An 11,535-nucleotide genomic window follows, 5' to 3' on the forward strand; every position below is an offset into this window, starting at 1 on the left:
TCACGGCCACCAGAACTGCGACAGGCGTGCGGCTCCGGGCTCGACTGCGGCATCGGCAGGAAACTCGAGTACCGCGACGCCGGAGGGAGGCATCCCGCGGTAGTCGCCGGTTTGCCCGCTGTGCAGCAGCGCCGCCAATTGTTCCAGCCCGGGGTTATGGCCGACGATCATCAGCCGCTCGGCATCCCGGTGCGCATCGGCCAGCGCCGCCAAGGTGCCGGGATCGGCTTCGTAGATACTGGGTTCTTCACGGACATCATCGCAGCCCAGCGCGCCCAGCGCAGCCAAGGTCTGGCTGGCACGCACCGCAGGCGAGCACAACACCCGGCCAGGTAACAGGCCGTGTTCGCGTAACCACTGCCCGGCTGCGGTGGCCTCGGCCAGGCCGACGGCAGACAACGGACGCTGGGCATCGGCCTGCCCCGGCGCGGGAGGTTCGGCGTGGGCGTGGCGGAGCAGGATCAAGTCGCGCATGAGACGTTCCTGTGACTGGGGCTTGCAGCGTACATGGCTGCGCGAATTTGCGCAGCTTGTGCTGTTTGATCCCATCAAGAACAAGCCCAGGCTGCTGGATTACACCACCACCCAGCAACGCACCACCTTGGTGTACGACACCGGCGGTTTCCTCAGCCAGCGCAAAGGCGAGCACGGGCAAGCCTTGACCTACCACTACAACGCCAATGGCGATGTGGATCAAATCAAGGATGCGTTGAATAACACCACCACCTACAGCTACGACCGCCAGCGCCGTGTCACCAGCACCACCGATGCGGCGGGCACCACGCAGCTCACCTACAACGCCTTGGGCTTGACCACGCAGGTGCGCGATGCCCGCAACAACGCCACCAGCTACAGCTACGACGGCCTGGGCAATCTGCTGGCGCAAACCAGCCCGGACACTGGCAATACCAGCTTCAGCTACAACGCCGTGGGCCAGCGCACCCAGCAGCAACGTGCCGATGGCAGCACCTTGGCCTATACCTATGACGCCCTGGGCCGCCTGAAAACCCAAGCCGGCGGCGGCCAAACCCGCACGCTCACCTACGACACCTGCACCAACGGCAAAGGCCAACTGTGCAGCGCCGCCAAGACCGGCGGCACGGCCACCACCGCCAACTTCAGCTACACCGCGTGGGGCCAGTTGGCCACCCGGCAGGACGTGCTGGGGGCCGCCACCGACGCCACCAGCTACAGCTACGACGGCATGGGCCGCTTGGCCGGCATCGGCTACCCCAGCGGCGTGAGTGCGGGCTACAGCTACACCCAAGAGCGCTTGGACAAGAGCACCGCCACGGTGAACGGGGCCACCAGCACCGTGGCCAGCTTCGACGGCTACCGGGTGTTTTCGGCCTGCCGGCCTACCCCGCGTGCCGTGTGTACGCTTGCAGTTGTGCGACGGCGTCGTGCAGGCGGTCGGTCAGCGTGGCGACAGCGTCCCAGTGGCCGCTGCGACCGGCGGTTTCCAGTGCGGCGGCGGCTTCGCCCAAGTGGTGTGCGCCCACCAGCCGCGCTGCGCCTTTGATTTTGTGGGCCTGCCGGGTCAGTTCAGGCAAATTGTTGGCAGTGTGCAGCCGGTCGAGTTCGGCCAGGTCGGCATCGGTGCTGGCCAGAAAGTCGGTTAGTAGCGCGCCGGCTTCAGCGGGATCGCCACCGGTCAGTTCCGTCAATATGCTGCGATCCAGGATATTCGTATCTGCGATGTTGGATGCAGTGGAGGCTTGGGTGTTGTTTTCGGTTTGGATGCGCAGACTGTCGGCGTGACTGGCATCGGCATCGCCTCGCGTATGCGGTAGCCAGCGTTGCAAACAGACGCCCAGCGTGGCGATGCCCACCGGTTTGGCTAGGTAGTCGTCCATGCCGGCCTCCAGGCAGCGCTCGGCTTCACCTTTCAGGGCCGAGGCGGTGAGTGCAATCACCGGCGTGCGTGGCAACCCGCGTTGGGATTCCTCGCTGCGGATCTGGCGCGCCATTTGATAGCCATCCATGTGTGGCATGTGCACATCCGACAACACCAAGGCATAGCGGCCAGTCCGCCAGGCATCCAAGCCTTGAACACCATCTTCGGCTACTTCCGAGGCATAGCCGGCCAAGGCCAATTGCCGTTGGATGACTTGCCGATTGGTGGCGTGGTCGTCCACCAGCAAAACCAAACTGCGTTCTTGCTCGGCAATGGACACACTGGGAAGTTTGCGCGGCGCAAAGCCGGCCACTTGTTTTCCGGGCAGTATCACGTCCGGTAATTCGTCGGCGGGCGCACGCTGCAAGCTGACCTGCAGGCGCATGCTGGTGCCCTTGCCGAGGGCTGACTCCATGGTAATGGTGCCGCCCATCAATTCGGCAATGCGGCGGCAAATCGCAAGTCCCAGGCCCGTGCCACCAAAGCGGCGTGTGGTGTCGGCTTCGGCCTGTGCGAATGGCTGAAACAAGCGGGCCTGTGCCTGTTGGCTGATGCCGATGCCGGTGTCGGTCACGCGGAACACGATGGCATCACTGCCCATTGCGCCCGCTTTGGGCTCATGCCCTGCGCATTCTGCGGCAATGGTAATCCGGCCGCGCTCGGTGAACTTGAGTGCGTTGGACAAAAAATTACTGAGCACCTGACGCAGCCGAACCGGGTCAGCGTAGTGCGCGGGTGCGATAGTGGGGTCGATCTCGCACAGCAGCAGCAAGCCCTTGCTGGAGGCTGTGCCTGAGTAGTTGGCGGCCACGCTGTTGAGTAAATCGGGCAGCGAAGTCGGCAACGGTTCCAGCTCCATCTTGCCGGCTTCGATTTTGGAAAAATCCAGAATGTCGCCAATGATGCGCAGCAGCGATTCAGCGGAGCTGGAAATGACCCTGAGCGAGCGCCGTTGTTCGGTATCCAGATGGGTATGGCCAAGCACTTCGATCATGCCGGTAATCCCGATCATCGGGGTGCGAATTTCATGGCTCATCGCCGCAAGGAAGGCACTCTTGGCGTGATTTGCATCGCGTGCGCGCATCTCGCTATCACGCAGGGCGCGTTCCAGACGTTTTTGCATGGTCAGGTCGGTGGCCACGGCCAACAAGCCCACCATGGTGCCGGTGTCGTCGCGCATTGCCGAGAGTGCCAACAATACCGGCAAGGTACGACCGCGTTGATGGCGCAGTGCAAATTCGCGTGGCGGTTCGCGGTGCCGGGCCAGCTCGTGCAGTGCCGTCCAATTGGCTGGAATCGTCTTGCCATAGGCTTCACTGAGCGAGCGTGCCAGCGCACCCAGGGCGTCCGGATCTAGCACCACATCCAGTGTTTCGCGGCCAAGCAAACTGCCCGCCGGCCAGCCCAGCAAGCGTTCCGCAAATGGATTGATCTGCGAAAATACGCCATCTTCATCGACCGCAAAAATTGCAGTAGGTGCAGCCTCCAGCAGCAGGCGTTGGAATTGCTCGCGGCGTTCCAGTGCAATCCGCACACGTTCGGTATTGCCCAATTGCTCGATGAGCTGGGCTTCGATCCTGCGCACGTGGTTGCGCATGCCCAGGAAACTGTCCATCACTTCACCCAGCTCGCCGCGCGGCATATAGCGAGGTTGCATGGTGTAGTCATTCAGGGTCATTGCGCGCGCCAGTTCAGTCAGGCTTTCCACCCCGCGATAGCCGTTGCGCAAAATGCGCCGGCCCAACACCGCGACCAAGCCAAGGCATAGCAACGACAGCCCCACCCGCACCCGCCCCAACCATTGCGCACGGGCCTGCTCGGCGGCGACCAGCGCGGCAGCGCGTGCTTGTACGAGACTATCGAGACGCTCCAGCCGTTGCACCAGTGGATCGGCGGCAGGAAACAAATCATGATCGGCAAATTGGCCCAGCGCCAAAATATCTTGCTGGTGCAAGATGGTTTGCAACTTCTCGAAGGCGGCATCGGCCTGTGGCCGCTCCAGTTGCGCCTGCGTCAGTAAAGCCGCCGCTTCGCTATCCAAGGGCATGGCTTGCAGTGCCTGCCATTGGGTTTCGGAATTGGCCTTGGCCTGATTGATCGCAGACTCCGCCTGCTGCCAGTTGATCAGGTAATTGCGGGTGCGAAAGGTGGTGTCGATCAGGCCTTGCTCGTAGGCATTGGAGAGCTTGCGGATGCGATGCATGCCGGTCAGCACATCGTCCTGCATCGCCGTCATCGAGCGCTGCATGAAGTACTGCCCGGATTGATCCAGCAGCAGCACTAATGCGCCGGTAATCAGGAACAGCCCGAACAAACCCAATAATTGGTGGCGAATTCCGGCCTTGGAAGGGTCAAGCAACATCAGGCGTTAGTTGCCAGGACGCCGCCAGCGTGCCACCGCTGCCTGCAGTTCGCTGCCTGGCACGGGCCTGCCAATCAGCCAACCTTGGGCGATATCGCAACCCAGTTCGGCCAGCATCTGCCAGTCCTCAATGGTTTCCACGCCTTCGGCCACGGTGACCAAATTCAATTTGCGCGCCAAATCCAGGCTGGCTTCAACCATCGCGCGTTTGCGGGGTTGTGCATGCGAGCCGAACACGAATTCTTTGTCGATTTTCAGTTCGGTGAACGGCACCTGTGCCAATTGCGCCAAGGAGGAGTAGCCAGTACCGAAATCATCAATCGACAGTCCAAACCCCTTCAATCGCAGCCGTGCCAACAAGCCCAACCCGCGAGCGGCATCGGACATGACAGAGCTTTCGGTGATCTCGAGCACCACGTCTTCGGGCAGGATGCCGTAATTTTCGGTAATTGCCTGATAGCGATCGGCGGCCGTCGAGTCTGCTAGCGCCAACGGCGACACATTGACCGACAATTTCAAGCGCATGCCGCTTTGATGCCAACGCTGCAGCCATTGGCAGCCCTGTTCCAGCATGCAGTCAGTGAGCAGGTTGGCATAACCCTCACGTTCCAGTACCGGTACAAACAGCACCGGGCCGACCACGCTGCCATCGGGGCGTTCCCAGCGTGCCAAGGCTTCAACCCCCACCACCTTGCCGTTGCCGAACTCCACTTGCGGTTGGAACCACGGCACGATTTGGCCCTGCTGCAATGCAGCTACCAAATCCGGCACGCTGAAGTCGGCTTTGCTTTCGTCCTTGGCTTCGCCGACATGGTCGTCAAACCGCGCCAATAACACTTCCAGTTTTTCGCGGGTCAGCGGCTTTTCCACGCTGCCCAGCACGCGCAGTCCATAGGCGCGCGCCATGCTTTGCACGGTATGCAGGAGTGCAGGATCCAGTGCACTGACTACCGCCACCGAGCGCGCAAGGCGCTCATGTGCGATCAGCCCAATACATTCGACGCCATCCATGCCGGGCATATCCAAGTCCACCAGCACCACATCGGGCAGGGTGCTTTGCTGACGCAACACGTTCAGTGCATGCAGGCCATCGGCACCCTCCAGCGTGCGTTCAACTCCCAACTCATTGAGCAGGCGCAAGGCGATGCGGCGCTGAAAGCCGTGGTCTTCCACCACCATCACCTGCAGTTCCGACCAGCTCATGCAACCTCCCCGAAGCACGTGGCGAGCGGCAAGCCTACCCCAGCAGGGGGCAGGATGGGAGATTCGCAGTGGATTGGGTCATGTATGGGGCAGTACGGGCCGCTACACTCATGGCGCAATGGCCAGAGGAGCCGGTCTTGAACGCGTTGTTTGAGTTGTCTGCACCGTGCTGGCATTTTGTGCTGCGTGCCAGCGTGATCTACGTTCTGGTGATGGTATTGATGCGCGTGTCCGGCAAACGTGCGGTCGGGCAGTTCACTCCGTTCGATCTGATCTTGTTGATCCTGATCGGCAATGCCGTGCAAAACGGCATCAATGGCGGCGATAACTCACTGACCGGCGCCTTGATCATGGCCAGCACCTTGATCGTCCTGAATTACGCGGTGGCATGGGGGTCGGCGCGGCATGCCGGGTTTCGTCGCTTGGTGGAAGGTGCGCCGGTGATGTTGGCGCACGCCGGGCGGGTGGATCACGCCATGCTGCGCAAACAATTGGTGAGCACCGCCGATTTCGAAACCGCCATGCGGCAGGCCGGCTGCGCCGATGTGGCTGACATCCAGCGCGCCATACTTGAGACCAATGGCCACATCAGCATTGAGCTGCGCGACAAAAAATCGGGTTAGCGCAACTCGCGCAGCCAATCGCGCGGGCGCAGGTAGTGGGCAAGGCGTGCTTCGGCACTGCCGGCCGCAGGCGTGTAGCCGTATTCCCAACGCACCAGTGGCGGCAGGCTCATCAGAATGCTTTCGCTGCGCCCACCCGATTGCAGGCCGAACAGCGTGCCGCGATCGAACACCAGATTGAACTCGACATAACGCCCGCGCCGGTACAGCTGGAACTGGCGTTCACGCTCGCCAAAGGGTGTGTGTTTGCGGCGTTCGACAATCGGCAGATACGCGTCCAGAAAGCCATCGCCCACTGCGCGCAAATAGGCAAAGTCGGTGTCGAAGTCAGTATGCAGATCATCGAAAAACAGGCCGCCCACGCCACGGGTTTCGTTGCGATGCTTGAGCAGGAAGTACTCGTCGCACCAGCGTTTGTGCGCGTCGTAGCGCTGGTCGCCGCCGAATGGTTCGCATAACGCATGTGCGGTCTGGTGCCAATGCAGCACGTCTTCATCAAACGGATAGAACGGGGTCAAATCAAAGCCACCACCAAACCACCACGCCACCGTGTCATCGCCGCGCATGGCGCGAAAATGGCGCACATTGGCGTGGGTGGTGGGCAGATACGGATTGCGCGGATGGAAGACCAGCGACACCCCCACCGCCCGCCACGAGGTGCCCGCCAGTTCCGGCCGCGCCACGCTCGCCGACGGCGGCAAGGTGTTGCCGGAGACATCGGAAAACCCGATCCCCGCCTGCTCGAATACTGCACCATCACGCAGGATCCGGGTGCGCCCACCACCACCTTCGGCGCGTTGCCAGTGGTCTTCGTGGAAGGTGGCACTGCCATCGGCCGCTGCAATGTCCGCGCAGATGCGGTCTTGCAGGCCGGTGAGGTAGGCGCGGATGGTGTCGATGGCAGGAATGGCCGGGTTCATGCCGACATTGTAGTGAGCATCGCCATCATCAGTGCCCGTGGCTGTGGGCTGCTGGCAATCACCACCTTGTTGAACCCCGCGTCGCGTGCGGTGATTGCCAAACGTTCACTGGCGGCAAGCACATGCATGCCTTGCAATCCAGGCAGCAAAGACGCTGGTATTTGGGCCAGCAGTGCGTGCAGCGCTTCGGCGCTCGTTAGCGCCAAGCCTATGCGTTGTGGCGTTTGCAACACAGCGGCCAGCAACCGCCAGCGATGCTCTGGAATCGACACGGTGCTGCGCGCATACACATCGACACGGATGACCTGCGCGCCACGTGCTTCCAGTGCTGGTTGCAAAACGCCGCGCCCACCTTGCCCGGTAATCAGACCGATGCGCTTGCCTTGCACTTGCGCCAGTGCCGGGAGTGCCAACAGTCCTTCGCTATCCATCCGCGCCGGTGCGATGGCGTCGATACCCGCACGCACCAATGCGCGCCGGGTGCCTGCGCCCACCGCAATCCAGCTTTGCTGGCGGCGCATGCCCGGTGATGTCAGTGTGATGGCGGTACGCGCTGCGTTGGGGCTGGTGAATAGCACCACATCGGCTTTCAGTGCCGTGGCCAATGCGCCGCGTGTTTGCGCATCATCCTGTGCGGTGATGGCGATCGGTGAAATGGCCAGCACGCGTGCGCCCAAGCGCGCTGCCGCGGCACGCAGGCTGGCGTGTTGTCTGCGCGGACGCAGCGACAATACGGTGCAGTCTTGAAGTGGAAGTGCTTGATCGATAAGGCGCGGCATGCGCCAAGCTTGGCACAGCAAGCACGGATGCGGCAGGCTAGTGGCATGGACGCACACGTGAACCCCGCAGCGCTGGATGCTCTGGCCGTACATTTCAATGGCATGCCGCCGGTGGCCTGCATGCAACCGCGGATTCTGGATTGGCACGCAGGCACGCTGCGCCTGCGGGCACCGCTGGCGGCCAATATCAACGACAAGGGCTGCGCATTTGGTGGCAGCCTGGTATCACTGATGACGATTGGCGCGTGGGGCTTGATTTCGCTGGAGGTGGAAAGCGCCGGCCTGCATGCCGATATTTTTGTCGCTGATTCACGGGTGCGCTACCTCAAGCCGGTGTTTGAAGACATCGTGGTGGAGGCGGTGTTCGATGATGCCAGCGAGCATGCGCAGTTGGTGGACAGGTTGCGCAAACAGGGGCGGGTGAGTATCCGGTTGAAGGCCAATACCCTGTTGCAGGATGGGGGAGTGGCGGCAACCTTTGTGGGTCGTTACGTCGCGATTGCCAAGGCATGAGGGCAGTACCTGCAAGGCCGCGCCATAAACCTGCGGCATAAACCAGCTAGGATGCGGGCTTCCCCCGCTGGAGAGTCTGCAATGTTCAAACTGGCACTGCGCTGTGTGTTGATCGCTTGCTTGGCGATGTTGGCGGGTTGCCCGAAGTCTGCCAGCAAGGGCACCGCACTGGATGAAATTCAGTACACCTGGTCGGCAGCGATTCGCTGGGGCGACTTCGAGGGCGCATGGGGTCTGGTCGATCCCAAGGTGCGCGAAGCCCACCCGATGACCGATCTGGATTTTTCCCGTTTCAAACAAGTCCAGATTTCGACCTATCGCGATACCGGCAGCAGCATCGTGGGGGGGGATGTGGTGCGCGACATCGAAATTGGCGTCATCAATCGCAACACCTTGGCCGAACGCAGCGTGCGCTACCGCGAGCGCTGGCGCTATGACGAGGCTGCCAAAACCTGGTGGCTGACCTCGGGAATGCCGGATTTGTGGCAGGGTGAGTAAGCTGCGCCCGCAAAGTTGGCGCGTGCAGACGGGGCGGCAGGTACAATTGCCGCCCCGTGATTCGTGGTAGTTGCCGTGACCTTTGCCGACCTGGCCGCCTTTGCTGGCCGTAATCCCGTGTTGTCGCTGGCTTTGGTGGGCCTGACGGTAGCCATCATCGTCAATGAAATCCTTGGCCTGCTGAGCGGCGTGCGGCGCATCGGCCCGGCGCAACTGACCGCCTTGGTCAATCGCGATAACGCCTTGGTCGTGGATTTGCGCGCGATCGGTGATTTCGAAAAAGGCCATATTGCCGGTGCCAAGAACGTGCAGATGAGCCAGTTCGATCCTGAAAACAAGGCACTGGCCCCCGCCAAATCACTGCCTGTCGTGTTGGTGTGCCAGGTTGGCCAGACTGCTACGACTGCAGCCAAACGCCTGCGCAAGGCGGGCTTCGCACAGGTGGCGGTATTGGAGGGTGGCATCCAGGCGTGGCAGTCGGCCGACTTGCCGCTGGTCAAGGGGCGCTAAGCCGCCTGCAAGCTTCGGCGGGGGATCGGTTGCCCTTGTGAATGGCGCGGGTCACCCCATGTCCTAGGTTATCGCCCGCCAACGGTGCGATAATTCCCTTTTACTTGTGCGCCTTGTGCACATTCATACGCATACCTTGGAGTTGTCCATGTCCGATGAAACCCTGAACGGTGCCGCTCCGGTTGCCGATGCCCAGCCGCAAGGCCCTCTCTTCACTGTCGAGAAGTTGTATGTGAAGGATCTGTCCTTCGAGGCGCCGAACGCACCGCAGGTGTTCAACGAACAAGGCCAGCCGGACTTGCAGATGAAGTTGAACCAGAAAGTGCAGCGTCTGGCCGACACCGCATTCGAAGTCAGCCTGGGCATCACCCTGACCTGCACCTTGAATGGCAAGACCGCTTATCTGGCCGAAGTGGAGCAGTGTGGCGTGTTTGGTTTGGGCGGCATGGAAGACCATATTCTGGACGCGATGCTGGGTATCCAGTGCCCGAACATCCTGTACCCCTACGCCAGTGCCGCCGTCGGCCAGCTGATCACCGCGGGTGGCTTCCCGCCGTTCCCGATGCAGCCGATCAACTTCGATGCACTGTACGGAGAAACCCTGCGCCAGCGTAGCGAACAGCAAGCTGGCGGCGAATTGGCCAACGCTGAAATTGCCGGCAACGCCTGAGCGACTCGGTTGCATGATGCCGTCCGCTAAACCGGCGGTTGCCGTACTTGGCGCGGGCTCTTGGGGCACCGCGCTGGCCGCCTTGATTGCCCGTCATGGTCACCCCACCGTGTTGTGGGGCCGCGATGTGGCCACCGTGGCGACAATCGATGGGGGCGGCGAAAATCCGCGTTATCTGCCGGGCATTGCGTTGCCCGGCAACCTGCGTGCCACCACCTCCTTGCACGAGGCGCTGGTCGATGCCGCTTTGGTGCTGGTGGTGGTGCCCTCGCATGCGTTCGCTGAAACCTTGCGCGCGCTCGCCCCGTTGCGCCCGCCGCAGGCCGGGGTGGCGTGGGCGACCAAGGGCTTCGAGCCGGGCAGTGGCCGCTTTCTGCATGAAGTTGCTGCCGAAGTATTGGGTGATGACGTGCCGTTGGCGGTGGTGACTGGGCCGTCGTTTGCCAAGGAAGTGGCGCAAGGGTTGCCCACCGCACTGACCGTGCATTCGGACGATGCCGTGTTTTGCCGGCAGGTGGCCGATGTGCTGCACGGCCCGGCGTTTCGTGCCTATACCGGCAACGACATGCGCGGCGCCGAGCTGGGCGGGGCGATGAAAAACGTGCTGGCGGTGGCCACCGGCGTGGCCGATGGCATGGGGCTGGGGTTGAACGCCCGCGCCGGGCTGATTACCCGTGGCCTGAATGAAATGCTGCGGCTGAATATCGCCCTGGGCGGCCGTCCGGAAACCCTGATGGGCTTGGCCGGCTTGGGTGACTTGGTGCTGACCAGTACCGGCGATTTGTCACGCAACCGTCGGCTGGGCTTGGCGCTGGGGCGCGGCTCCTCGATCGAGGATGCGGTGCGCGAAATTGGTCAAGTAGTGGAATCGATCCAAACCGCCGATGAAGTGATGCGGCTGGCCACCCTGCACGGTATCGAACTGCCGATTGCAGAGGGCGTGCGCGACGTCCTGCATGGAAGTGTGACTCCCGCAGAAGGATTGGCGCGATTGATGGCGCGCGAACAGAAAGCCGAGTACCCGCAGGACTTGTTCGGTTGAGCGTCTGCGTTTGAGCACACCCAGGCAAGCCAACTGAAAACGCCCGGCATTGCCGGGCGTTCGGGTGTTGCACGGTGTTGCCCGGTTTACCAGCTGAAGCGCGGGCCCACGAACCACTGGGTATCGCCGCCGTTGACGACGCGCACGTCGGCATTGACGCCCCAGTTCTGGTTGAATTTGGCAGTGGCGCCCAAGCGGCCATAGGCCTCGCCTTTGACGTGGTTGCCATCCATATACCCGAGCATGGCGTAGCCTTCGATGTTTGGCGTCAACGCACTGCGCACACCGCCTTCGATGCTGTAGCCATCGGCCGTGATGCCAGCGCCGGCGTCCAGCTTCTCATAGGCCACATTGGCCACGAAGTCGGTGTTCTTGCCAATCTGCGTGTTGTAGCCGCCACCCACGCGCCACTGGTCGAAATCAACGCTGGTGTGCTTGATCTTCTGGTTGGAATAGTCAGCGAACAGATGGAAATTCGGATGTACGGCCACCGAGCCGTTCAGGCCCCAGCCGTCGGC

Annotated in this window: 12 protein-coding genes and 1 pseudogene; 7 read left to right on the top strand and 6 right to left on the bottom strand. The window is 62.0% G+C overall.

The window, feature by feature from the left end; all coding sequences use genetic code 11:
* A complete protein-coding gene (locus QWB57_RS00925) occupies window positions 1–474 on the bottom strand; it encodes a histidine phosphatase family protein (protein ID WP_223629365.1) in 474 nt (157 codons plus the stop codon).
* On the opposite strand from QWB57_RS00925, the pseudogene QWB57_RS00930 reads away from it, so the two are divergent.
* Window positions 473–1,006 (top strand): annotated as a pseudogene (locus QWB57_RS00930) (hypothetical protein); the annotation flags it as partial. The gene QWB57_RS00925 and the pseudogene QWB57_RS00930 sit on opposite strands and share 2 nt — an antisense overlap.
* A 352-nt stretch (window positions 1,007–1,358) precedes the next feature.
* On the opposite strand, the gene QWB57_RS00935 reads toward QWB57_RS00930, so the two are convergent.
* Complete coding sequence (locus QWB57_RS00935) at window positions 1,359–4,259, bottom strand: ATP-binding protein (protein WP_288967930.1); 2,901 nt, start codon at window positions 4,257–4,259, stop codon at window positions 1,359–1,361.
* Between the two features lie 6 nt (window positions 4,260–4,265).
* A complete protein-coding gene (locus QWB57_RS00940; RefSeq protein WP_288967932.1) occupies window positions 4,266–5,462 on the bottom strand; it encodes an EAL domain-containing response regulator in 1,197 nt (398 codons plus the stop codon).
* Between the two features lie 137 nt (window positions 5,463–5,599).
* Between QWB57_RS00940 and QWB57_RS00945 the strand changes: the two genes are divergently transcribed.
* A complete protein-coding gene (locus tag QWB57_RS00945; protein WP_223629368.1) occupies window positions 5,600–6,085 on the top strand; it encodes a YetF domain-containing protein in 486 nt (161 codons plus the stop codon).
* On the opposite strand, the gene hemF is transcribed toward QWB57_RS00945, so the two are convergent.
* Together hemF and QWB57_RS00955 are read right to left on the bottom strand one after the other, a co-directional pair.
* Window positions 6,082–6,993 (bottom strand): oxygen-dependent coproporphyrinogen oxidase, encoded by a 912-nt coding sequence (gene hemF, locus QWB57_RS00950; RefSeq protein ID WP_288967945.1) that lies wholly within the window; start codon window positions 6,991–6,993, stop codon window positions 6,082–6,084. The two genes, QWB57_RS00945 and hemF, sit on opposite strands and share 4 nt — an antisense overlap.
* Window positions 6,994–7,001: 8 nt before the next feature.
* Window positions 7,002–7,784, bottom strand: coding sequence for a uroporphyrinogen-III synthase (locus QWB57_RS00955; protein ID WP_288967933.1), 783 nt, complete (start codon window positions 7,782–7,784; stop codon window positions 7,002–7,004).
* Window positions 7,785–7,829: 45 nt separating this feature from the next.
* Here QWB57_RS00955 and QWB57_RS00960 point away from each other — a divergent pair, with 45 nt between their 5' ends.
* The 5 genes from QWB57_RS00960 to QWB57_RS00980 all read left to right on the top strand — a co-directional run bounded on the left by QWB57_RS00960 (window position 7,830) and on the right by QWB57_RS00980 (window position 11,017).
* Entirely contained in the window at window positions 7,830–8,297 is a 468-nt protein-coding gene (locus QWB57_RS00960) for a YiiD C-terminal domain-containing protein (protein ID WP_288967935.1), read from the top strand.
* Between the two features lie 81 nt (window positions 8,298–8,378).
* Window positions 8,379–8,795: a hypothetical protein gene (locus QWB57_RS00965; protein WP_223629371.1), complete on the top strand. Its 417-nt coding sequence runs from the start codon at window positions 8,379–8,381 to the stop codon at window positions 8,793–8,795.
* A gap of 75 nt (window positions 8,796–8,870) precedes the next feature.
* On the top strand, window positions 8,871–9,305 hold the full coding sequence (locus tag QWB57_RS00970) for a rhodanese-like domain-containing protein (protein WP_223629372.1): 435 nt from the start codon (window positions 8,871–8,873) through the stop codon (window positions 9,303–9,305).
* Window positions 9,306–9,453: 148 nt separating this feature from the next.
* The gene (gene secB, locus QWB57_RS00975) at window positions 9,454–9,975 is read left to right on the top strand and encodes a protein-export chaperone SecB (RefSeq protein ID WP_223629373.1); all 522 of its coding nucleotides are present in this window, start codon (window positions 9,454–9,456) and stop codon (window positions 9,973–9,975) included.
* Window positions 9,976–9,991: 16 nt separating this feature from the next.
* A complete protein-coding gene (locus QWB57_RS00980) occupies window positions 9,992–11,017 on the top strand; it encodes an NAD(P)H-dependent glycerol-3-phosphate dehydrogenase (RefSeq protein WP_223629453.1) in 1,026 nt (341 codons plus the stop codon).
* A gap of 86 nt (window positions 11,018–11,103) precedes the next feature.
* Here QWB57_RS00980 and QWB57_RS00985 read toward each other — a convergent pair.
* Window positions 11,104–11,535, bottom strand: a 432-nt coding sequence (locus tag QWB57_RS00985) for a diffusible signal factor-reguated Ax21 faimly protein (RefSeq protein WP_288967937.1), incomplete at its 5' end; no start/stop codon positions are given.

Origin of the sequence: uncultured Thermomonas sp. (genome assembly GCF_937872235.1) — a bacterium.
Classification (GTDB): Bacteria; Pseudomonadota; Gammaproteobacteria; order Xanthomonadales; family Xanthomonadaceae; genus Thermomonas; species Thermomonas beijingensis.

Bases quoted from the DNA above. Each gene is read 5' to 3' on its own strand.
- QWB57_RS00925 (WP_223629365.1), bottom strand. From the start codon at position 474: ATGCGCGACTTGATCCTGCTCCGCCACGCCCACGCCGAACCTCCCGCG.
- QWB57_RS00935 (WP_288967930.1), bottom strand. From the start codon at position 4,259: ATGTTGCTTGACCCTTCCAAGGCCGGAATTCGCCACCAATTATTGGGT.
- QWB57_RS00940 (WP_288967932.1), bottom strand. From the start codon at position 5,462: ATGAGCTGGTCGGAACTGCAGGTGATGGTGGTGGAAGACCACGGCTTT.
- QWB57_RS00955 (WP_288967933.1), bottom strand. From the start codon at position 7,784: ATGCCGCGCCTTATCGATCAAGCACTTCCACTTCAAGACTGCACCGTA.
- QWB57_RS00960 (WP_288967935.1), top strand. From the start codon at position 7,830: ATGGACGCACACGTGAACCCCGCAGCGCTGGATGCTCTGGCCGTACAT.
- QWB57_RS00965 (WP_223629371.1), top strand. From the start codon at position 8,379: ATGTTCAAACTGGCACTGCGCTGTGTGTTGATCGCTTGCTTGGCGATG.
- secB (WP_223629373.1), top strand. From the start codon at position 9,454: ATGTCCGATGAAACCCTGAACGGTGCCGCTCCGGTTGCCGATGCCCAG.
- QWB57_RS00980 (WP_223629453.1), top strand. From the start codon at position 9,992: ATGCCGTCCGCTAAACCGGCGGTTGCCGTACTTGGCGCGGGCTCTTGG.